The sequence below is a fragment of the Gemmatimonas sp. genome, assembly GCF_046594945.1.
Classification (GTDB): Bacteria; Gemmatimonadota; Gemmatimonadetes; order Gemmatimonadales; family Gemmatimonadaceae; genus Gemmatimonas.
Genome location: NZ_JBKJRB010000039.1, coordinates 1 through 22351 on the forward strand (window position 1 = coordinate 1; position 22351 = coordinate 22351).

The 22351-nt window shown below is 64.7% G+C and carries 16 protein-coding genes; 15 read left to right on the plus strand and 1 reads right to left on the minus strand.

The annotated features are described in order from the left end of the window. Nucleotides 1-967: 967 nt before the first annotated feature. From ACLL97_RS04570 to ACLL97_RS04630, 13 genes are all read left to right on the plus strand, one after another. Nucleotides 968-1312, plus strand: a complete 345-nt coding sequence (locus ACLL97_RS04570; protein ID WP_411279296.1) for a PIN domain-containing protein — start codon at nt 968-970, stop codon at nt 1310-1312. 526 nt (nt 1313-1838) lie between these two features. Next, on the plus strand, nt 1839-2069 hold the full coding sequence (locus tag ACLL97_RS04575; protein ID WP_411279297.1) for a hypothetical protein: 231 nt from the start codon (nt 1839-1841) through the stop codon (nt 2067-2069). A gap of 193 nt (nt 2070-2262) precedes the next feature. Then, nucleotides 2263-3201 (plus strand): nitrilase-related carbon-nitrogen hydrolase, encoded by a 939-nt coding sequence (locus tag ACLL97_RS04580; RefSeq protein ID WP_411279298.1) that lies wholly within the window; start codon nt 2263-2265, stop codon nt 3199-3201. Between the two features lie 79 nt (nt 3202-3280). Further along, nucleotides 3281-3997 carry a creatininase family protein gene (locus ACLL97_RS04585; protein WP_411279299.1) on the plus strand — a complete coding sequence of 239 codons (717 nt, stop codon included), beginning with the start codon at nt 3281-3283 and terminating at the stop codon, nt 3995-3997. Next, nucleotides 3994-5037: a ketopantoate reductase family protein gene (locus ACLL97_RS04590; protein ID WP_411279300.1), complete on the plus strand. Its 1044-nt coding sequence runs from the start codon at nt 3994-3996 to the stop codon at nt 5035-5037. The genes ACLL97_RS04585 and ACLL97_RS04590 overlap by 4 nt, the downstream gene beginning before the upstream one ends. Beyond that, on the plus strand, nt 5034-5792 hold the full coding sequence (locus ACLL97_RS04595) for an SDR family NAD(P)-dependent oxidoreductase (protein WP_411279301.1): 759 nt from the start codon (nt 5034-5036) through the stop codon (nt 5790-5792). The genes ACLL97_RS04590 and ACLL97_RS04595 overlap by 4 nt, the downstream gene beginning before the upstream one ends. Continuing rightward, nucleotides 5792-7174, plus strand: a complete 1383-nt coding sequence (locus ACLL97_RS04600) for a dipeptidase (RefSeq protein ID WP_411279302.1) — start codon at nt 5792-5794, stop codon at nt 7172-7174. Before ACLL97_RS04595 ends, ACLL97_RS04600 begins: the two co-directional genes overlap by 1 nt. After that, a complete protein-coding gene (locus ACLL97_RS04605) occupies nt 7171-8607 on the plus strand; it encodes an APC family permease (RefSeq protein WP_411279303.1) in 1437 nt (478 codons plus the stop codon). The genes ACLL97_RS04600 and ACLL97_RS04605 overlap by 4 nt, the downstream gene beginning before the upstream one ends. Nucleotides 8608-8609: 2 nt before the next feature. After that, on the plus strand, nt 8610-10721 hold the full coding sequence (locus ACLL97_RS04610) for a CocE/NonD family hydrolase (RefSeq protein WP_411279304.1): 2112 nt from the start codon (nt 8610-8612) through the stop codon (nt 10719-10721). 147 nt (nt 10722-10868) lie between these two features. After that, nucleotides 10869-14072: an exodeoxyribonuclease V subunit gamma gene (locus ACLL97_RS04615; protein ID WP_411279305.1), complete on the plus strand. Its 3204-nt coding sequence runs from the start codon at nt 10869-10871 to the stop codon at nt 14070-14072. Continuing rightward, entirely contained in the window at nt 14069-17251 is a 3183-nt protein-coding gene (locus ACLL97_RS04620) for a UvrD-helicase domain-containing protein (protein ID WP_411279306.1), read from the plus strand. The genes ACLL97_RS04615 and ACLL97_RS04620 overlap by 4 nt, the downstream gene beginning before the upstream one ends. A 19-nt stretch (nt 17252-17270) precedes the next feature. Then, complete coding sequence (recD, locus tag ACLL97_RS04625) at nt 17271-18986, plus strand: exodeoxyribonuclease V subunit alpha (protein ID WP_411279307.1); 1716 nt, start codon at nt 17271-17273, stop codon at nt 18984-18986. Further along, nucleotides 18979-20178 (plus strand): DNA recombination protein RmuC, encoded by a 1200-nt coding sequence (locus ACLL97_RS04630; RefSeq protein WP_411279308.1) that lies wholly within the window; start codon nt 18979-18981, stop codon nt 20176-20178. Before recD ends, ACLL97_RS04630 begins: the two co-directional genes overlap by 8 nt. Here ACLL97_RS04630 and ACLL97_RS04635 read toward each other — a convergent pair. Then, nucleotides 20153-20824, minus strand: a complete 672-nt coding sequence (locus tag ACLL97_RS04635; RefSeq protein WP_411279309.1) for a hypothetical protein — start codon at nt 20822-20824, stop codon at nt 20153-20155. The genes ACLL97_RS04630 and ACLL97_RS04635 overlap by 26 nt on opposite strands. Before the next feature lie 91 nt (nt 20825-20915). Here ACLL97_RS04635 and ACLL97_RS04640 point away from each other — a divergent pair, with 91 nt between their 5' ends. Beyond that, nucleotides 20916-21467, plus strand: a complete 552-nt coding sequence (locus ACLL97_RS04640) for a phosphatase (protein WP_411279310.1) — start codon at nt 20916-20918, stop codon at nt 21465-21467. A gap of 4 nt (nt 21468-21471) precedes the next feature. After that, nucleotides 21472-22026: a GNAT family N-acetyltransferase gene (locus ACLL97_RS04645; RefSeq protein ID WP_411279311.1), complete on the plus strand. Its 555-nt coding sequence runs from the start codon at nt 21472-21474 to the stop codon at nt 22024-22026. Nucleotides 22027-22351: the final 325 nt, after the last annotated feature.

The following is a 22351-nucleotide window of genomic DNA, read 5'->3' on the forward strand; positions in this document are numbered from 1 at the left end:
ATCACGCAGGTCGCGCGCATACGCTGCGCATACGCTGCGCATACGCTGCGCATACGCTGCGCATACGCGTAGCACCAAGGCATCCACGACCAGCACGAACAGCGTGGAGTGCGAGGCGCGGACCCCGTGCATGAATCACGTTTGAAAAGCATGCCTCGTTGCTCGCCGCATTTCGTCTCGGTCGCCTTTACAACGGCTCACTGACGAGCGGACTGCCACGGCGGCGAGCGCCCGCGTCCGACAAGGCGGAGTGCCAGACGAAGGCCACCGAGACCGCCGATCCGCTTGAGTTCTCGCCTGGGTTTTGGTGCAGCTCCCGGATATGGGGCACGTGACCACGCGGTACGATGGCCGGTACGCCAACCGGGCCGTGCGCTCTTCCGCTCCGGAGCACTGGGCACGGCGGCAATCGTCGAGCCCAGTGCTCCTTTGCTCGTCCACGCAACGACGGGCACCCAGCGAGGCCACTCGCTGCTGGGCGAAGGCGCTACGGCGGCCCTCCTCCAGCACATCGTTGAGGTCGACCCCCCGCGTGCCCAGAATGCCACGGGCCCCTGGCGGATCATCGAGCGATCACCCAGCCGTCAGTGATCGACCAGATCCTGACCCACCTGCGCGCCCGTGCCACCCCCGGGCGCTCGGTGGCGCGCGCAGTCCCCCCGACGAGACGAGCGGGCAGAGACAGAACACTACCGCATTTCTGGAGTGCCAGATGTAGTTACCATATGCCAGAGTCCATCAAAACCACCGTGTACGTCGACGCTGAGGACTATCGTCGCCTGAAGGTGCTGGCGCGCCAGCGCGGAGGGTCGGCCCGTTAGCTCGTCCGTGAGGCGGTGGCCGCGTACGTTGCCGCCAAGGCGCCGCCGGTGCGCGCGACGTGCATCGGCGTTGGCCGGAGCGCACGAGGGGATGTGAGCGAGCGGGCGGAGGAGTTGCTGGAGGGGATGGGGTCCAGCAGGTGGTCGTGGTCGACACGGGTGCCATCGTGGCGTTGGTCGACGCAAGCGACCGGCATCACCGCGCGCTACGCACCGTGTACGAGACCTGTGGCGACGAATGGGTCCTGCCGTGGGCTCTCCTCCCTGAAGTGGACCACCTACTCACTCGGCAGGTGAGCGCACTAGCGGCCGAAGCATTCCGTGCAGACCTCGCTGCGGGCGCATTCACTATCGAGTGGGGCTGCGACGAAGACCTCGTTCGCACGCACGCGCTCTGCGCGCAACACGCCGCGCTTCAGCTCGGGCTTGTGGACGCCGCGGTACTGGCCGTTGCCGCGCGACGGCGATGGGCGGGCGTGAGCACGCGTTAAGGGCACCACCCCCAAATTCGATCGAGCCGATGACGGCAAGGCGCAATGTCTCCAGCGCAAAGGCAGTGAAGTTTTAGAGGTGCCCGTGATGGAGAATGGAATCGCGTCGGTGGCCCGGGGGCGGGCCGAACCCCTGCTCATACTATTGCTGTTCTTCGCGTGCCTTCGCGATCTTCGCGCCCGTCGCGTCAATCGCGGTGCTTGCGGCGGCGGATCTCTCGGACAGCCAGCTGGTTCACGCAAAGGACGCGAAGCAACGCGAAGAACAGCAACGAACAATAATGATGGCACCTCTAAAAAAATTCGATCAAGCCGATGACAGCAAGGCGTAACGTCGCCAGCGCAGAGGCAGTGGACTGTTAGTGGTGCCCTTATGCGGGTCCGTCGCATCCGGCATTGTCAGACCGTGCGACTCTCCTGACGTCATGCGCGGTTCCGCGTGACTCCGGGACGCCGCCGGGCGCTTCACTCGTTAGCATCCCAAACATGAATGTGTACATCGTCCCACGACGGGGCGTATCTCCACGTGACCGCGGAGAACCAGCCACGGGTGCGCGCCCTCGAGATCAAGCAGAATCCCGCCGTGAATCACGGCAACGTGCATCATTGGCGTTGGCTGCAGAGGGCACTGGCCGACGCTGTCGTCGACGCTGTCGTCGACGCTGTCATTGTGACCACCGGTCGTCAGGCGTACCGTCGCGAGGCCGGCCTCGCCGTCGTGCCGGAGGCGTTACTCGGGCCGTCACGAAACGCGTAGGGCAACCATGGTGGCCCCCCCGTGCCTTTCGAACGACTCCCAACTCCGAACGCCTTACTGCCTACTCCCTACTCCCACTTCCCTACTTCGCAGTGACGGCACGACCTCGCCGTCATCCCTCTCCCCGAGCGCACCAATGGGCGATCTTTTCGTGGAGTCCCACCGCCGCCCACCGCCAGACCGAGATACTGTCATGTCGACTCCAACCGGCCGAGTGGCCGTTGCCCAACTATCGCCCGCCTCGACGGCGGAGAACGCGATCGAGAAACTCGCGGACTTCACGGCACGCGCGCGGGCCGACGGCGCGGGCCTCGTGCTCTTTCCGGAGGCGTTCGTTGGCGGATATCCACGAGGCTCGAGCTTCGGCGCGATGGTCGGCTCACGCACTGAGGCGGGACGCGACGCGTTCCGTCGCTACTGGGCGAGCGCGATCGATGTGCCCGGAGCGCACTGCACGCGCATCGGTGAGATCGCCGCCGAGAATGCGATGTACGTCGTGGTGGGCGTGATCGAACGTGACGGTGGCACGTTGTACTGCACCGTGTTGTTCTTCGCACCCGACGGCTCGCTGATGGGAAAGCATCGTAAACTGATGCCGACCGCGTCGGAGCGGCTGATCTGGGGCTACGGCAACGGATCGACCATGCCGGTGTTCGATACGCCGTTGGGCAAAGTGGGCGCCGTGATCTGCTGGGAGAACTACATGCCGCTGCTGCGTGCGGCGCACTACGCCAAAGGGATTCAGATCTATTGCGCGCCAACGGCAGACGGACGCGAGAGCTGGCAGCCGACGATGCGCCACATCGCCATCGAAGGACGCTGTTTCGTCCTGAGTGCCAATCTCTTTGCGCGACGCAGCGACTACCCCGACGCCGACGACACACGGGAGAGCAATCGCGATGACGTCGTCTGTCCCGGTGGCAGCTGCATCGTTGACCCGTTCGGAACGGTGCTGGCCGGTCCACACTTCGAGGGGGAGGCGCTGCTCTGTGCCGACATCGATCTCGAAACGATCGCGCGCGGTAAGTATGATCTCGATGTCGTCGGGCACTATGCACGTCCCGATGTCTTTCGTCTGCTGGTGAATGAAACCGATACGCAGCCGGTGACCTTCTTCAACGAGAAGCGCTGATGTTTTGTACGCACGCCACGTGGCGTGCGCCACGGACCCAGCGTATTTTCCTCGTCCACGCCAACATCGAGATTCGAACGTGCGCATCAGCGATATGAACTGGATGCAGGTCGACGAATACCTGCGCCGTGACGATCGGGCCGTCCTCCCCCTCGGCAGCACCGAGCAGCACAGCTTCCTCCGCCTCACGGTTGATTGCATCCTCCCGGAACGCGTCGCCGCGGAAGCTGCCGAACCCCTCGGCATCCCGGTCTTTCCCGTTCTGCCATACGGTGTCACACCCTACTTCAGGGAATACCCGGGATCCATCTCGCTCCGCGTCCAGACGCATCTCGCCGTCGTGAGCGATATCCTCGATGGGATGGCGCACAGCGGTTTTCGTCGCATTCTGATCTGCAACGGTCACGGCGGCAACGGGGCGGTGCAGCAGTTCGCCACCGAATGGGCCGCCGACCACCCCGGGTGTCGAGTGATCTTTCATAATTGGTGGAACGCGCCGCGTACCTGGGCCAAGGTGCAGGAGCTTGATCCTGTCGCGTCGCACGGATCGTGGATGGAGAACTTCCCCTGGACCCGGCTCCCCGGCATCGAACTGCCCAAGGCAACCAAGGGCCCGGTGCCGCCGATGGATACCATCCGCGCGCTCGATCCCAAGGCCCTCCGCGCCTTCCTCGGCGATGGCAACTTCGGCGGGCTCTACGAGCGACCCGATGACGAACTCCAGGCGCTCTGGCAGATCGCCGTTGACGAGACACGCGCGCTCCTCGACGGCTCGTGGGGATCGCCGGCGTCGTGACTCCGCATCCAACACGCTCCCTCTTCTGGGGCGCAGGCGCAATCGGCGGCACCATGGCGGCGTTCCTCGCCCGCGCCGGACACGACGTGACCGTCGTGGATTCCGTGGCCGACCATGTCGAGGCCATAAACAGTGGCGGGATCGCCATCACCGGGCCGATCGCGACATTCACCGTGCCCATTCCCGCCTTCACGCCAGAAACGCTGAAGGGCGAGTGGGACACCATCGTACTCGCAACCAAGGCGCATCACACGGAGTCTGCGGTGCGCGCACTGCTCCCGCACTTGAGTGCAACCGCCTGCGTCATCTCGGCGCAGAACGGGCTCAATGAACTCGCCATCGCTGATCTGATCGGCGAACGCCGCACGGTCGGTGCGTTCGTCAACTTTGGCGCCGACTACCTCGAGCCCGGCCTGATCCTCTATGGCGGACGCGGTACCGTGATGATCGGTGAATCGTTTGGTCCGGCCACCGAACGCGTCTCGCCGCGTGTGCTTGCCGCGCGCGATGCCTGGCGCGACTTCGACGAGCGCGCCACCGCGACATCGCATATCTGGGGCTATCTCTGGGGCAAGGAAGCGTATGGTGCGATGCTCTTCGCCACGGCACTCACCAACGAGTCGATCGCCGACGCGCTCGCGATGCCGCCGTACCGCGACCTCTTCATCGCGCTCGCCCGAGAAATTCTCGCGGTCGCGACCGCACGCGGCGTCCAGCCACAAGCGTTCGACGGCTTCGATCCGTCCGCGTACTTGCCAACCGGTGCGCCGGAGGCCGCCCGGCAGTCGCTCGACAACCTCGTCGCCCACAATCGCAAATCAGCCAAGACGCACAGCGGCATTTGGCGCGACCTCGCCGTGCGCAGGCGGCCCACCGAAGTCGACGCCCAGCTCGGTATTGTCGTGACCCTTGGTGCCGAGGCGGGCGTGCCGACGCCGCTCACCGCTCGCTTGGTGGGGCTCATTCACGACATTGAGCGCGGCGAACGGCCGCAGTCACTAAACACACTGGACGCGCTGGCTGACGTGCTCACGCCATGAACCTGGCATTCACCAACAAGACCGTGATCGTGACCGGCGCCGCCCATGGCTTCGGACGCGCAATTGTGATCGCATTCGCCCAGCGTGGCGCTGTGGTCTGGGGCGTCGATCTGATCGAGGATGAGCTGCGTGAGACGCAGCGACTGGCGGGTGCCAACTGCACCGTGTGCCGACTCGACGTGCGTGACAAGCACGCCGTGGATGCCGTTGTCGCATCGGCCTCATCGGCGACCGGCCGTGTCGACGTCCTCGTGAACAACGCCGGCGGCGTGCTCGGGCAGGTGGGGCGCCCACTCGAAGACGTGACAGCGGAGCAATGGCAGGCAATCTTCGACGTCAACGTGGGCGGCGCATTTTTCTTCTCGCAGGCAGTGGCGCCCGGCATGAAAGCCGCACGCTTCGGTCGCATCATCAATATCTCAAGCGGCGCGGGCCTCGGCATCTCCCTCACGGGCATCCAAGCGTACGCTGCCGCCAAGGCTGCACAGATCGGTCTCACACGGCAACTCGCCCACGAACTCGGCGCCTGGGGCATCACGGTCAACAACATCGCCCCCGGATTCGTCCGCTCGAACGCCACCACGGAAAAGCAATGGGAGTCGTACGGTGCCGCAGGACAACAGGCACTCGTCGATCGCATTGCGCTGAAAAAACTCGGCACCGTGGACGACATCGCCCACGGTGTTCTCTTTTTCGCGTCGGAGCTTGCCGGATGGATTACGGGCCAGGTCCTTTCGATCGACGGAGGAAAATAATGTCAGTTGAACGCGTGCTGGCGTTCCTCAAGACTCGCCACGACGCGATACTCGACGAGCTCATTGCATTCGCATCGATTCCAAGCGTGAGCACCGATCCGTTGCACGCCGCCGACCTGCGCCGGGCCGCGCAATTCGTCGCCTCGACGCTCGCCGCCGCCGGACCACTGCAGGTGCGCACCATCGAAACGTCCGGGAATCCGGTCGTCTACGCCGAATGGCTCGGCGCGCCTGGCAAGTTGACCATACTGATTTACGGACACTACGACGTGCAGCCGCCCGACCCGATCGAGAAATGGCAAAGCCCGCCGTGGGTGCCGACGCTGCGTGACGGACGCCTGTATGCCCGCGGGGTCTCCGACGACAAGGGGCCGATGCTGATCCCGATCAAGGTCGCCGAAGCCTGCTTCGCGACTGAGTCGCGCGTGCCGATCAACGTGAAGTTTCTCTTCGAAGGTGAGGAGGAGGTCGGCAGTCCTAACCTCGAGGCGTTTGTCGCGGAGCACCGCGAGCTGCTCGCCGCCGACGTCGTCATCTCAGCCGATGGCGGGATGTGGCGCATCGACGAGCCATCCCTGACGGTGTCGAACCGCGGCCTTGCCGGATTGGAGCTGACGCTGACTGCCGCCACGAAGGATTTGCATTCCGGTCGGCACGGCGGTGGTGTTGCCAATCCGCTGCACGCGATGGCCCAGCTCATTGCGTCGTTGCACGATGCGGATGGGCGTGTTGCCGTTCCCGGTTTCTATGATCGTGTGCGCGGGCTGAGCGCGGCGGAGCGTGGCGACATCGCAAAGTTGCCCTTTGACGAACAAGCGTATCTCGACGCGGTCGGTGCCCCCGCCGCATTTGGTGAAGCGGGCTATACCACGCTCGAACGCCAATGGACGCGACCCACGCTCGAGGTCAACGGGATGTGGGGTGGTTACCAAGGGCCAGGTCACAAGACCGTGATCCCGAGCGAAGCGCACGCCAAGATCACCTGTCGGTTGGTCCCCGATCAGGATCCGCCCGACATCGTGTCACTCGTCACGCGTCATCTGCACTCGCACTTGCCGCTCGGAACACGACTTTCGGTCGTTCCCGATGATCACGGCGCGCCCGCCGCCCACATTGACCCGCACCACTTCGCCCTGAAAGCGTCGGCGGCTGCGCTGCATGCGGTGTACGGCGTCGACCCACTGATCGTCCGGATGGGCGGAACGGTGCCGGTCGCGGAGATTTTCCAACGCGTCATGGGGCTGGACACCGTGTACTTCTCCTTTTCGACTGGCGACGAGGACTTCCACGCACCGAACGAATTCTTCCGCCTGCATCGGTTGCACGAAGGGCTCGAAGCCTGGGCGCGACTCTGGAGTATCCTCGGCGAGGTGCAACCATGACGCAGAACACGGAACTCGCGCAGGTCGAGGCGCAGGTTGAGGCGCACAGCGCATCACTGAAGAAGGAGCTTGGGGTCAGGGATCTGGCGCTGACCCAGATTCTCTTCATCATCGGCCTCACCTGGATCGGTGTCGCCGGAAAACTGGGCCCCTCGCACGTCGTGATGTGGTTGCTCGCGATTGTGCTCTTTTACCTCCCGATGTCGGCCGTGGTGATCTATCTCAACAAGCTGATGCCGCTCGAGGGCGGTCTGTATCAGTGGGCGAAGATCGGCTTCAACTCCACGGTGGGATTTCTTGTGGCGTGGAACCTCTGGCTGTACGTGATTGTGTTTACGTCGGAGATCGGCTTGCAGGCCGCGACGTATCTGTCGTACGCGCTGGGCCCACGTGCTGCATGGATCACCTCAAGCAATTGGTTCATCGCGCTCGCGTCGGCCGTGATCTTGACGTTGATGGCCGTGGCCGCGACGATCGGGCTGTCAGTGGGGAAGTGGGTGCACAATACCGGCGGCGTCTTCATGCTGATCATTTTCGGCATTCTCATCGGGCTGCCATTCATCGGGCTCGCCAGCGGGCATCTCACGGAATTCCATCCGTTCCGCACCAAGTTGCCCGAGTTCTCGCTTCTCAATCTCAATCTCCTTGGCAAGATGGGATTCGGCGCCCTCGGTGGCTTCGAGTACATCGCCATTCTTGCTGGCGAAACACGCGCGCCAGCCCGTGCGATGCGCAAGTCGGTCTTCATCGCGGCACCGCTGATCGCCATCATGTTCATCCTGGGCACCGCCACCGTGGTGGCGTACGTCCCGACGAATGACATCGACCTTATCGGGCCGATGCCGCAGGTGCTCCGAGCCGGCTTCGGACCATTCGGCATCGCGGGACCGTTGGTGACGATCGCGATCCTGATGACACTGGCGATGCGCTTGGGGCAGGTCAGCGTGACGTTCACCGCCGTGACGCGCCTGCCCATGGTGGCTGGCTGGGACCGCCTCCTGCCGCCGTGGTTTTCTCAACTGCATGCGCGCTACCGGACCCCAGTCAACTCGGTGGCCGTGGTCGCGGTATCTTCTTTCTGCCTCTCATTACTCAGTCTGATCGGGGTGGGGCGCGCAGAAGCCTTCCAGTTGCTCTTCAACGCGGGCGGTATCTTCTACGCCCTCACGTACCTCGTGATGTTCTCGATCCCGATCTTCGGTCTGCGCAGCGTGACGCCGCGCCCGCCGCTGTGGCTGCGCCTCGCCTCGTGGTCGGGGTTGCTGATGACGCTGCTGTATGTGACGCTGTCCGTGTTCCCGATCATCAAGGTGGCGAGTGTCGGGGTGTTTGCGTTCAAGGTTGCGTCGTTGATTGTGGTGATGAATCTGGTTGGCGTCGGTGTTTTGGTCGCGGCGCGTCGGCGATCCCAACGTTTTGAGCAAGGGGCATAAGCATGTCGAATCTCATGTCATGGATGCCGGGCAGTCGGCACTGGCTGATCGTGGCGCTGGCGCTCGTCACCGGGAGCTGTGCTGCGCCCCGTACGCCGGCTGTCGCCACGCTCAGCGGCGATTGGGACGTCTACATCGCGCTCAGCGCCACGCCCAAGTTCGGCTTCGAAGGGTGGCGCCGCATGGGGTTCGCGCATTTCGCCGGCGGCGACTCCGGCACCGTCGGCGGGCTACGTCGCCGCACTGGCGAGCCGATGCTCACCGTCACCAAGGTCTCGACGAGCGGTGATTCGGTGATTCTGACGCAGGACGCGCGCGTCGTGATGCGCGCGGCGTGGCATGGCGATACGCTCGTCGGGCTCCACTACACCAGCGGTGTCGTGCAGGATCGCCGATATCGGCTGGTTCGCCGCGCCACGCCCGCGGTGGTGGAGCCCGACTATCAGGTCTGGACGATGCCGGCCTCCGATTCGCAGTACGCCTCGGTGGTCGACACCACGACGCTCATGCCGCTGCCCGATGGCGCGAAGCTGGAGACCTACATTGTGCGGCCCGTGGGGGCCGGACCGTTTGGCGTGGTCATGCAGCGCTCGCCGTATCGCGCGACGAACCCTGGCCCGGGACACTGGTGGGCATCGCGCGGCTACATCTTCGTGGGGCAACTTGTGCGTGGCCGCGGCAAGTCCAGCGGCGATGTCGCCAATTTCGGCGACTACGCGACCGACATCCAGGACGGCTACGACGCGGTCGAGTGGGCCGCGAAGCTGCCCGGCAGCAATGGGAAGATTGGTTTGATCGGCCACTCGGATGAGGGTCGGCTGGCCTGGTTTGCTGCCGTGAGCGCCCCGCCGCACCTCGCGGCGATCGCCCCGTCGGCGGCGACTAGCGATCCGTGGCGCATCGTACCGTACGCGGCCATGACCTTCGGTCCCATCAATGTGTACTGGACCTGCCTGATGCGCGGACGGGATATGGCCACGAACACGGCGGAGCTCGACATCGGCGAGGCGATCACCAAACTGCCCCTGTCGAACCTGCCAGAACGACTCGGGTGCGGCCATCTGCCGCTCTGGGAACGGTGGATTTCGCACAACACGCTCGATGCATATTGGCGTTCGCGTGCAGTGACGACATTCATAGACAAGGTCAAGGCGCCGGCGCTGTCATTGGCTGGCTGGCACGACGATTCGCGCGGCCCGCTCGACTACACCAACGCGCTGTTGCAGGCGAAGAATCATCCGGCGTGGCACCTCGTGATGGGGGTCGACGCGCACAAGGGCGTGGACTACGTCTCCGGCGACTTCGGACCACAGGCGCGCTACAAGTATCGCGACCTCCAGCTGCGCTGGTTCGATCACTATCTGCTGGGCAAAGACAACGGCGTCGATCGGCTGCCGCCGGTCGACATCTTCGTGCAGGGCGACAACACGTGGCGCCAGGAAAAGGAGTGGCCGCTGGCGCGCGCGCGCAACACCAAGTGGTATGTCTCATCGCGCGGGAATGCGCGCACCAGCGCTGGCGACGGCGTGCTCGACACGCTGCCGCCGCAGGGCGCCGCCGACGACACGTATACGTACGACCCGGGGGACCCTACACCGTACCTCATCGACTCGCGCGAACTGGAGGAGTCGCTCAATGAGGATTACACGGTCCTCAACGCGACACGGAAGGACGCGCTGGTCTTTACCTCAGCGCCGCTCACGCGGCCGATCGAGGTCACCGGCGAGATGTCGGCGACGCTGTGGGCGGCGAGCGACGCCAAGGACACCGATTGGGCGATCATGCTGCTTGATGTCTTTCCCGATGGTCACGCGGAGCGGGTGCAGGATGGCATTGCGCGAGCGCGATTCCGGCGGGGGATGGACAAGATGGTGCCGCTGGTACCAGGTGCCGTGGAGCGATACGACATAGACCTGTGGTTCACGTCGATGGTTTTCAAGCCGGGGCACCGGCTGCGGGTCAGCATTTCGTCGGCGCTCTTTCCGAAGTACAACCGCAACCTGAACACCGGCGGCAACAACGAGCGGGACTCGCTGTTCGTGTCAGCGCATCAGCGTGTGGTGCACGATGCCGCGCACCCGTCGCACGTGGTGCTGCCGATCATTCCGAGATAAGGTACGGCAGAAAGGTGAGCGGAGACACGTCGCCGAGCGTGCTGAACACCCACCCACGCACGATCACGTCGCGATCGCCCGCGTGCAGCACGGTGCTCGCGTGACTCCTCGATCACGACGGGCGCTTCACTCGTTAGCATCCCGATCATGAAGGTGTATATCGCCCCACGACTGGGCGTGCTGCGCGATCATCTGATCGCGCGTCTGCGAGCAGCGCCGCTTCCGCCGCGTGACACCGAGATCATCGTGGTGCAGAGTCAGGGCATGCGCCAATGGCTCACGTTGGCGCTGGCCGACGCGCTGGGCTGTGCGGGCTCGCTGGAGCTGCCGTTTCCCGCGCGTTTCGTGCACTCGCTGGCCGCCTCAGTAGGAGTGTCCGGCAACGCCGCGAGCGCATTTTCGCGCGAAGCGCTGACATGGCGCTTGGACGCCTTGCTGCGCGAGGTGGACCTGCGCGACGCGCGCTACGCCGCCCTGTCTCGGTACTTGAGTGATGGTGACGACCGGATGCGCTTCGGGCTGGCGGCCCGTGTGGCATCGCGCTTCGACGACTATCAGCTGTTCCGGCACGATCTGCTCGAGGCGTGGGAGCGTGGTGAGCATCGGCTCGACTCAACGCACGAGATCTGGCAGGCCGCGCTGTGGCGCGAGCTCTGTCGCGACGGCGCTGAGCATGGCGCGCGCCGGCTCACGCAGCTGCTGGCGCGCATCAACGCGGCCGAACCCGGATCCTTGTCGCTGCCGTCGCGGGTATCGGTGTTCGGTATCAGCTCGCTACCGCCTCGCGTGATCGAACTGCTGGCCGCGGTGGCCAGGCACACTGAGGTCGCGGTGTATGCCGCCCTGTTGCCCATGTCCGCGCCGACCGCGACGATGCATCCGCTGGCTGCCGCCTTCGGGGCACAAGGACAGGCGCTCCAGCGACTCCTGGTGTCTCGCGATGCGACAGTCGTTGTACTTGAGGATTCGGCAACGGCCAGTCCGGAGTCGTTGCTGGCGCAGCTCCAGCACGAGATGACGTACGCCAGCGATGGGTCGGGGCCGTTGACGATCTCCTCCGCCGACGCGTCGCTTCGTGTACACGCGGCGCATGGGAAGCTGCGCGAACTCGAGATCATACGTGATCAAATCGGACTGGCGTTTGTGGCCGATCGTACGCTCAAGCCCCATGACGTGCTATTGTTGGTGCCGGATATCGTTGCTTGGGCACCACTCGTGGAGACGGTATTCGGTGCGAATGACGGAACGGTCCGCATTCCGTTTGCTGTAGCCGATCGGCGCCGTCGCGATGAGTCGGTGGCCGCTGCGGCGTTGAGCCTGCTGTCGCTCGAGGGCGGGCGTCTTACGCACTCCGACGTTTTCGGTGTGCTCGAGCGGCCGACGGTGTACACCGCGGCCGGTCTCGACGACGGGCAGGTGGAGTATCTGGCGCGGATCACGCGCGATGCCAACGTGCGTTGGGGCTACGACGACGAGGCCCTCGAACGTCTGGCGTTGCCCGCCACCGACATGCCTACGTGGCGCACCGGACTCGATCGGTTGCTGCTGGGGCAGCTGACCGGCGCGCTCTCCGAGCAGGCAATGGGCCTGTGGCCGCAAGCCGGAGACACGGTGGGCGATGCGGCGGCGCTCGCCGCGTTGTCGCAATGGATCGACCTGCTCGCGGTCACGCTGAAGTCGTGGCAGCAGTCGCGGACTATAGTTGCGTGGACCGCAGCACTTTCGCTGTTCCTCGATCGGGTCGTGCAGCCGACATCGGCCAGCGAGCGCGACGGGCTGAACGCGGTGCGCCGCGTGATCCAAGCCTTGTCCACAACGACGCTCCAGGTCGCATACCACGCGGTCGTGCCATTCAGCGTGGTGCGCGACTGGCTGGAGCAGGAACTCGGTGACGACAGCTGCGGTTCGGGATTTCTGAGTGGCCGCCTCACGGTGGCCGCGCTCAAGCCCATGCGCAGTGTGCCGTTCAAGGTGATCGCCGTGGCGGGTCTCGACGATGCCGCGTTCCCGCGACGTGACCGCCGGCCGGCGTTCGACTTGTTGTCGTGCGAGGCGCGCGAGGGCGATCGTAGTCTGCGTGACGACGACCGGCAGCTCTTTCTCGACCTGCTGCTGGCCGCCGAGTCGCGCGTCGTGCTCACGTACAGTGGAAACGATCCCCGCGACAATGCCGCGCGGGCGCCGTCCATCGTACTCGATGAACTGCTCGACCATCTCGATCGTCGCACCAATGGCAGCGCGCGGGCCACGCTGGTGGTGCGGCACCCGCTGCAAGCGTTCAGCGATCGCTATGTCAGCAACGACGACCCGCGACTGATCACCTTCTCGCCGTTGGCGGGCAAGGCCGCCGCCGGTGAGCCGGCTCACGGCTTCCCGTTCTTCGCGGACACGGTGCCCGATCTCGTGAACGACGATGTGGCCGAAATCGCGTTGCGTAATCTGACCGGCTTCTGGAGCAATCCGTCGCAGTGGTTCTGTGAGCAGGAGCTGCGCCTGCGTCTGCCCGATGCCAGCGCGACCGATAGCGTGGACACCGAGCTGCACTGGCTGAACAAGATGAAGCAGGGTGGCGTGCGCGCCGATATTCTGCGGTCGGTGATGACCGGTCGTCGGGACACCGAGTGGATGCCGCGTCAGCTGGTGGCGGTTGGCAAGCTTCCGCCGGCGCATCTTGGCGCGTCGTGGTTCGCGCGACTGGAACACGAGGCGCGACCAATTATCGATGCCTTGCCCACGGGTGCGCGCACCAGCGCGGCACTGACCGTGATCGGCACCGACTGGCGCATTTCCGGAACGGTGGAGGGCGTCATCGACGACGTCCGGTACGTCGTGCGCACGGGGAGATTTGCGGCAAAGCATCGCATCGTGGCCTGGGTCGAGCATGTCGTGATGTGCGCGGCGAGGCAGCAGGGCGCCGAAGTGCCCGCCACGACGGTGCTGTTGTATCCGGACGCCAAGAAGGAGAAGGCGATCGTCGAAACGCTCACGTCCGTGTCGAACGCCAGGGACATGTTGGACGACTGGATCGGTGCCATGCACGCGGCGCGTCGTGCACCGTTGCCGTTTTTCCCGAATGCGGCGGAAGCGTATCGCGCGGCTATGGTGCACAACGCGACGATCGCCGCGAATCCGAAGTCTCGCGCCAAGGAGCAGGTTCCGATCGCGAAGGCCGCCGCCGCCTTCACCGGCGGTAGCTTTGGCGCGGCCGGCGACGAGTCCGACCCGTATCTCCAGCTCTGCTTCCGCGACTCACTCGCGTTCAAAGATTTCGAGAAAGACTTCGAAGCTCTCACCAAGCTGCTGTTCAAGGAATCGTGGTCGCCGCAAATGCTGGCCGAGGGCGCGTCATGAAGCCCTTCAACGCGCTCAGCGTCGCACTGGACCCTGGCATCACGCTCGTCGAGGCGAGCGCAGGGACCGGAAAAACGTTTGCGATCACCCGACTCGTGCTGCGACTGCTCCTCGAGCGGAAGGTCGAGCACCTCGGAGAGATCCTCGTCGTCACCTTTACCGAAAAGGCGACGCAGGAGCTGATCGGGCGCATTCGCGCCGTGCTGCGTGACGCCGATCGCGTCTGGTCAAGCGCACCGCCACCACGTAACGACAAGAACGACGATCTATTCGTGCTGCGCGACCTGCACGGAAGCGCCGGCGCGCCGATCGTGCGCGCGGCACTGGCTGCGCTCGATGATCTTGGTGTGTCCACCATTCACGGTTTCTGCCACCGCGTGCTGTCCGAAAGCGCGCTGGAAAGTCGCGTGCATTTTGGCGGCACGTTCCTCGAAGAGGATACCGAAATCCTGCAGCGGCTCGGCCAAGACTGGATACGTCGGCGCGTGCTGCACGACGAAGCGGCGTCCGACATCATCTCGGCGAGCGGCGAAGATCCGCTGGCCTGGATCAGGAATCTTGTGCGGCCGTACATGCGACACCCCCGCACCACGATTGAGGCGGCCCCAGATCCGGCGCCCCAGCTGTTAAAGGACTTCGTGCTCGCCGTGTCGAAGTCGTTCGAGCAGGAGAAGCACACGCGCCATTTGATGGGCTTCGACGACCTGCTGCGTCGCCTACACGATATTCTGGTGGCCGAAGGGCCCAATGGGCTGCTGGCGTCGCGTATCCGCGAGCGCTTTCGCGTGGCGCTGATCGACGAATTTCAGGACACCGACCCCACCCAGTTTCCGATCTTCTCGACCGCCTTCAGTGGATGTCCGCTGTTCCTGATCGGCGACCCGAAGCAATCCATCTTCGCGTTTCGCAACGCCGACGTACACGCCTATCTCAAGGCCGCCGCGACCATCGACCTCGAACGGCGCTACACGCTGCTCACGAACTTCCGCAGCACGGAGGCGATGGTTGGCGGCGTGACGCAGCTGTTCCGGAACAACCGTGAGCCGTTCGCCTGCAGCGCTGAGCGCATTGGCCTGCCCGAGGTCACGGCGGCGAATCACGTAAGCGTGCCCGACGCCATGGCGGGCGATGCGAACCGTGCGTTGCAGTGGATGTGGGTGGGCGATGAGTACAACACCTCCAGAAACATGGTGAGCAAGGAGCGCGGCACCACAGTGGCCATCCAGGCGGTCACGGTGGAGATTCGCCGGCTCACGGTCGCAGGCCTGGGCGCGGGCGCCATGGCGGTGCTGGTGCGTACCAACGCCGAAGCGCAGGCCGTGAAAGCGTCGCTCGATGCGGTCGGCATTCCCTGTGTTGTGGGCGCCAATCAGGATGTGTTGGCCAGTGAAGAGGCCAATGAGCTGGTGCGGCTGGCTGAAGCGATCGCGTCGCCGCGAGACGGGGTTGCGGTGCGTTCCGCGATGGCTACGCGACTCTGGGGGGGCGACGCCTCGGCCGTGGCCGATACGCTGCGCAACGACGGCAATGGCGCGTGGAACGCCATGCTTGATCGGCTGGTTCGGGCACGAACGATATGGCTGCGGCATGGCGGCGCTACAGCACTGGCCTGGCTGCTGAACGAGTGCGGCGCCACCGCGCGTCTGTTATCGCTGCAGGGCGGCGAGCGACGGGTCACCAACGTGCGACACGTCCTTGAAATCCTGCAAGAAGCAGATGCCACGTCGCCACTGACGCCCGACGCGGTGCTGGGTTGGGTGTCCAGCGAACGCGCGTCGGTCGTCACGCCGGAACGCCGCGAGATGCGATTGGAAAGCGATAGCGATGCTGTGCAGATCCTCACCATTCACAAGGCGAAGGGACTGCAGTGGCCGGTGGTGTTTTGCCCAACGCTGTGGAATAGCAGGTCGTTCGCCACGAAAGCCCTCGATGTGCCGTATTCGCTCACGCCGCTGAATGACGGGATGGTGCTCGATATCGACTCGCCGCTGCACGCGCAGCGCAGCGAGCAGAAGGATCTTGAACAACTGAGCGAAGAGCTGCGACTGGCGTATGTCGCGCTGACCCGCGCCGAGTCCCGCTGCTACGTCACGTGGGGCAACTTCTCCGATGCCGCTGCCTCAGCGCTTGGTTGGCTCATTCAGGGCGGTGGTGACAGCGTTGACCGCGACGCCATCTACACGCTCGTGGCCGCGAACACGGACACGATGGCGATTGCCGATGTCGTCCTACAGCTGCCGGCGGCGCCGACGGCGGTGGCTGCCGTCACCACACCCCCGCGAGCACCGTTGCAGTTCCACGTGGCGGCCGGACAACTCGCCATCTGGCGCAGCAGCAGCTTCACCATGCTCACGCGCAACGTGTCACACGTAGACAGTCGCGATGTCGACGACATTCTGGTGCCCACCGACGCGCGGCGTACTGTCGCGCACGTGGCCGGCTTCCGTGGCGTGCCGGCCGGTGCCGACATCGGCAACGTGCTGCACGGCCTGTTCGAACACACCGACTTCACCAACCCGGGCGCGATCACCGACGCCGACGTACAGAATGCCCTGCGTGACTACAGCGTGCCGGTACCCTCCCACGCGCGGTGGACGCCGGCGCATATCCGGGAGATGATCGATACGGTGTGCAACGCCGAGATCCCCCACGCGGGCTTTGCGCTCGCGGCGGTGCCGCGCGAGGCCACGTTGCGGGAGTGGCGCTTCTCGATGCCGGTGCGCGATTTCTCCATCGCAGCCGTGGCCGACGCGCTCGCCGCACACGGATCGCCGCATGCGCAGGCCTACGCGCCGCTGCTCAAGCGACTGCGCGACGAACAGTTTCGCGGATATCTCACCGGATCTATCGACCTCGCCTTCGAACACGACGGGCGCTGGAATATTCTCGACTGGAAGTCGAACTGGCTCGGCGTCGCCGACGCCGACTATGCGACTGGCGCGCTCGATGAGGCGATGCACGCCGCGCACTACACACTGCAGTACCACGTGTACCTGGTGGCGCTGCACCGGCACCTGCGCGCGCGTCAGCGTGGATACGACGCCAGCAAACACTGGGGGCAGGTCACCTATGCGTTCCTGCGCGGTATTGCCGCCACCGGACGCGAGGGCTGGTTCACCGATACACCGACGCCGGAGTTGCTGTACGCGCTCGATCGTGCCTTCGGAGGCACGCCATGAGTACGCGCAGAGTACCAGCATGAGTCTCACCGCATTCTTCGACACCGCCGTGGAGCACTATCTACTCTCCACCAGCGATCGGGTGCTCGGCGAACTCACAGCGCGTCGCGCCGAAATGGTCGGTGACGCGGCGACGTCTGTTGCCGTGGCCGTCGCTCTGCTGGCGCGCGCCCGCGACGAAGGCCACAGCGCCCTGTCACTGAGCGATCTCGCCGCCGAAGCCTCGGAGCTCGTACGGGAGCTGGCCGCTCATGTCGCCACCAACGACATGGGCGCGCTACTTCAGGGTCGCGATGCCGCCTGGTGGCGCACCGCGCTGCAAGCGATGACAGCGGTGGTGCCGTCGGTACTGCTGCTGCACGGATCGCTGCTGCAGTTTCGTCGATACTTCGACGCGGAGCAGCGCATCGTGGCGCGCATTCGCGAGTCGCTAGCCCATCATCGTCCTACCTTTCGCGTCATCACTGGCGGCCCTGGCACCGGAAAGACCACGCGCATTGCGGAACTACTGGTAGAAACGCTTGATCGAAATCCGACGCTCCGCGTGGCGCTGGCTGCGCCCACCGGCAAAGCGGCGGCGCGGCTCTCAGAATCGGTCCGCCTGCGGCTCGATGCACTCGAAGCCTCTCCTGATGTTCGCGCCCGCGTGCCACAACGCGCGCGCACGGTGCATCGACTCTTGGGCTACCAGCCCGACCGCGATCGCTTCTGGTCGCGAGCCGGCTCACCGTTGCCGTATGACCTCGTGATTCTCGACGAAGCGAGCATGGTAGACGTGCTGCTCATGGATGCGCTGATCGCGGCGCTTCCCGCGCACGCCACGCTGCTGCTGGTGGGTGATCAGGATCAGCTGGCCAGCGTGGAGGCGGGCGATGTGCTGGGCGCGATCTGTCGCGTCGCGCAGGAGCTGGGCGTCGGTAACGCGTTGGATGGCAACTGGCTGCACTCCAGTGTGGAGCGACTCACCCGCAGCTACCGGTTTGAAGCCCATCCCGCCATCGGCGATGCGGCCTCCGCCATACTGACCGGCGACGCCACTGCGCTCTGGGCGGTCGTGCACGATGCCCAACGCGCCGATGTGCGCTGGGCGCCGGCCCCGCAGGATCGCGCCGAGCTGCTGGCGCTGCTCGTGCCGCATCTCGAGACGTGCCTCGGTGCTGACTCACCGGCGGCGGCCCTCGCGGCCCTCGATGGGTTTCGAGTGCTCTGCGCTGAGCGAGAAGGCGTGTTTGGCGTGTCGGGGATCAACGCCGAAGTAGAACGATGGCTGCGCGGTCAGGGCACGGTCATCACCGAACACTGGTATCATCGACGTCCGGTGATGGTCATGGCCAACGATTACGGCACGCAGCTGTTCAATGGCGACGTCGGCGTGGCCTGGGAAGCAAATGGGGAGATGCTGGTGCACTTCCCGGCACCCGAGAATACCACCCGCACCATTCCGCCGGCACGGATGCCTGACACGCAGACGGCATGGGCCATGACGGTACACAAGGCGCAGGGCTCAGAGTTCACCAACGTGATCGTGATGCTGCCGGCCAAAGGCAGTCGAGTGCTGGGACGCGAGCTGCTGTACACGGCCGTGACCCGCGCGCGACAGCGGGTACTGATCGTCGGCGATGAATCGGTCATGCGATCGGCCGTGTCGCGAACCGTGAAGCGAGGTAGTGGACTCGAGACCCTGCTGCGTGGTGCAATGCAGCCGCTCGGACGAACGGGAGAAGCACATGGCTGACCCGATCGCAGTCCTCACACTGGTGTGTGCTGCCATGACCGTCGTATTGGTTCTCGGTAACCTGTTCCGCGGCAACCCCGATTCCGAACGAGCCCGAAGTGAGCTCCGTGAAGATTTGCGCAACGCGCGCGACGAGGCCCGCGCGTCGGCGCGCGAACTGCGCGAAGAGGTCGCGAAGTCGATCGAGACCACGCAGGCGTCACTCGATCGCGTGCGCGGCACGCTCGATCAGCGCGTGCGCGAGCTGCAGGAAGGGAACGAGCGTAAACTCGACGAGATGCGTCGCACGGTCGACGAAAAGTTGCACGATACGCTCGAGAAACGTTTGGGCGAATCGTTCAAGCTGGTCAGTGATCGTCTGGATACCGTTCATAAGGGACTCGGCGAGATGCAACAGCTCGCCACCGGCGTAGGTGACCTCAAGCGCGTACTCACCAACGTGAAGGCGCGCGGCACGTGGGCTGAAGTACAGCTCGGAGCCATTCTCGAGCAGGTGCTCACGCCCGAACAGTTCGACAAAAATGTCTCCATTCGGCGGGAAACCGCGGAACGCGTGGAGTTCGCCGTGCGGCTTCCCGGGCCGCTCGATGATCCCGCCACGTGCGTGTGGCTGCCGATCGACTCGAAGTTTCCGCAGGAAGACTGGCTACGATTGCAGGACGCGTCGGATCAGGGCGACGTGGCGGCCGTGCAGGCGGCCAGCGATGCCCTCATGCGCACCGTGCGCGCGTCAGCCCGAGAGATCCACGACAAGTACGTGCATCCGCCGGCGAGTACCGATTTCGCGATCATGTTTCTCGCCACCGAAGGGCTGTTCGCCGAGGTGCTGCGTCACCCGTCAATGGTGAGTGACCTGCAGCAGCAGTATCGTGTGGTGGTGGCGGGGCCAACCACCCTGGCTGCAATCCTCACCAGTTTACGGATGGGCTTCCAGACGCTGGTGGTCGAACAACGCGCCGCCGAGGTGTGGCGCGTACTCGGCGCGGTGAAAACCGAGTTCGGAAAGTTCGGTGATGTGCTCGACCGGGTGCAGCGACAACTCCACACGGCCAGCCGTACCATCGAGGAAACGGGCCAACGCAGTCGCGCCATGGAAAAGAAGTTGCGGTCTGCCGAGCGACTCCCCGAGGCCGAAGCGGCGATCGTGCTGGAGCTTCCGTCCCCGCCTACCGACGCTTCTCCCCCACAATGAGTTCATGCGCTGCGCCTTTCGTGCCGTGCGCACGGCTTTTCTCGGTCGTCACCGTGAGCCCGTTGCGTCGCAACGCTTTCACGAACACCGGATCGGCGTCAGCCGACCAGTAGATCACGCGGCCGCCGGGGCGCAGGGCCGCGATCGCGGCCTGTATCCCTGCATCGGCATAGAGTTTGGCGTTACCCGACGTGGTCAGCGATTCGGCGCCGTTGTCTACGTCGAGCATGATGGCGTCGAACACGCCAGCGTGCTCCCGCAACAGCGTCAGCACGTCACCGTGGCGGATGTCCACGCGCGGGTCGTACATGGCCGCACCGGCGAGTGCGTAGTCGGGGTTCCGGTTCCACGCGATCACCTCGGGGACGATCTCGGCCACCATCACGCGTGCATCGGGGCCCAGTCGTTCGAGAGCGGCGCGCATGGTAAAGCCGAAGCCGAGTCCGCCCACCAGGACGCGCACGCTCGGCTGTTCGGAGAGGTCGCGGCACGCCAGTGCGGCCAGTTGTACCTCCGACTGCGAACGGCGGGTCGACATGAGCTCGATCCCGTCGATCCGCAGCAGGTACGCCCCGTCGTGACGATATAGCGTGAGCACGGTGCCATCGGGAGCGGCGGCTTCCGCGAGACGTTCGTATGGCTTCACAGAGGACTTGCTGGGGCAGGGTGAGCAATCGAGTTTGCAGTGGAGGCGTAGGGACAGCGAAGTGTATCACCGATTCTCCGTCAGGTCAGTCATGTCTCGTCCGATCGACAATTCCTACCTCGTTCCGGGCACCGCGCTGTTGGCTGGCGAGTATCCGGGCATGCGTTTTGGCACGCCGCACGGCATCCGAGACGCCAAGCTGCAGCAGTTTCTCGATGCGGGCGTCACGGCGTTTGTGGATCTCACCCATCCCGATGATCCGCTTGATCTCTACTTCGGACGTCTTCGTGAGCTCGGCACCGAACGCGGCGTAGAGGTGACGCACGACTACTTGTCTATCGTCGACATGGATGTGTGCGATGATGCGTTCATGACCCGAGTCCTCAACACGATCGACGAGCGACTCGCGCAAGGGCATCGTGTGTACGTACACTGCTGGGGCGGGGTGGGGCGTACCGGCATGACGGTTGGCTGTTGGCTCGTGCGAAACGGACGCACCGGCGACCAAGCGCTCAACGAGGTGAAGACACTGTTCGCGACCATGTCAGCTGACAAGGTGGCCTACTTCGGGCCAGACGGCTCGCCACAAACCGACGCGCAGCGCGCGGTCGTACGGGCGTGGACCGAACTTCCGACGGAGTGATTGCATGTTGAACCAGACGCCCGTGACGCTGCATGTCCTTTCGGTGGCCGATCTGGAGGCAGTCGCTGATCTCCACTGTGCCAGCTGGCGCCGTGCGTATCGCGGTATTCTCTCCGACGCGTATCTCGACGGCGATCTGCTGTCCGACCGCCGGGAGGTGTGGCATCTCAAGTTGGCGATGATCACCGACCGGCAGTTTGGCTGGCTCGCGAAGCACGACGGTGAGCCGGTGGGTTTCGCCTTTGCGTCCCTCGACGACGACCACACGTGGGGCACGTTGGTGGACAATCTGCATCTGCTGCCGTCGCATCAGGGTGCGGGCATCGGACGCGCTCTGCTGACCGCTGTGGCAAAGGTCGCGCACGCGCGCGCCACGCATCCCGGTCTGTTCCTCTGGTGCTACGAACAGAACACGCAAGCTGGCGCATTTTACGAGCATTTGGGCGCCGAGGCGGTCGAGCACATCATGTACGCGGCCCCGGATGGGAACGCGCTGCCGGAGTGGCGATACGCTTGGCGTTCGCTGGTCCCGTTGCTGCCCGCGCAGGAACCGATTTAAGGTCTGCTCGATGAACGGGTGACTCGATGCGCGAGCGGCTCGCCGGCGACCGCCGCTGACTGCGCAGAGCTCAGAGTGCAGTCGCAAGCGTCAGCGTCAGCGATCAGACTTCTTATAGTGTTCAGAACGCAGCAACGACCGTGCACCGTTTCGAGTGATTTGGTGGTTCGCGACCTCTCGCATCGCGGTTAGTGCCAAGGCGCTCGACACGGTGCCACTATGGTTGCTGAATTCTGAACACTATACCAAGTCTGATGTCTGTCCCTGAACCAGCTGAGTTCTGAGTTCTGACGTTCGAGTCAGCATGAAGTCTACCACCCGCTGA

Excerpts from the sequence above, each read along its gene's own strand:
- ACLL97_RS04580 (WP_411279298.1), top strand. The coding sequence starts at position 2,263 with ATGTCGACTCCAACCGGCCGAGTGGCCGTTGCCCAACTATCGCCCGCC.
- ACLL97_RS04595 (WP_411279301.1), top strand. The coding sequence starts at position 5,034 with ATGAACCTGGCATTCACCAACAAGACCGTGATCGTGACCGGCGCCGCC.
- ACLL97_RS04600 (WP_411279302.1), top strand. The coding sequence starts at position 5,792 with ATGTCAGTTGAACGCGTGCTGGCGTTCCTCAAGACTCGCCACGACGCG.
- ACLL97_RS04605 (WP_411279303.1), top strand. The coding sequence starts at position 7,171 with ATGACGCAGAACACGGAACTCGCGCAGGTCGAGGCGCAGGTTGAGGCG.
- ACLL97_RS04610 (WP_411279304.1), top strand. The coding sequence starts at position 8,610 with ATGTCGAATCTCATGTCATGGATGCCGGGCAGTCGGCACTGGCTGATC.
- ACLL97_RS04615 (WP_411279305.1), top strand. The coding sequence starts at position 10,869 with ATGAAGGTGTATATCGCCCCACGACTGGGCGTGCTGCGCGATCATCTG.
- ACLL97_RS04620 (WP_411279306.1), top strand. The coding sequence starts at position 14,069 with ATGAAGCCCTTCAACGCGCTCAGCGTCGCACTGGACCCTGGCATCACG.
- recD (WP_411279307.1), top strand. The coding sequence starts at position 17,271 with ATGAGTCTCACCGCATTCTTCGACACCGCCGTGGAGCACTATCTACTC.
- ACLL97_RS04630 (WP_411279308.1), top strand. The coding sequence starts at position 18,979 with ATGGCTGACCCGATCGCAGTCCTCACACTGGTGTGTGCTGCCATGACC.
- ACLL97_RS04640 (WP_411279310.1), top strand. The coding sequence starts at position 20,916 with ATGTCTCGTCCGATCGACAATTCCTACCTCGTTCCGGGCACCGCGCTG.
- ACLL97_RS04645 (WP_411279311.1), top strand. The coding sequence starts at position 21,472 with ATGTTGAACCAGACGCCCGTGACGCTGCATGTCCTTTCGGTGGCCGAT.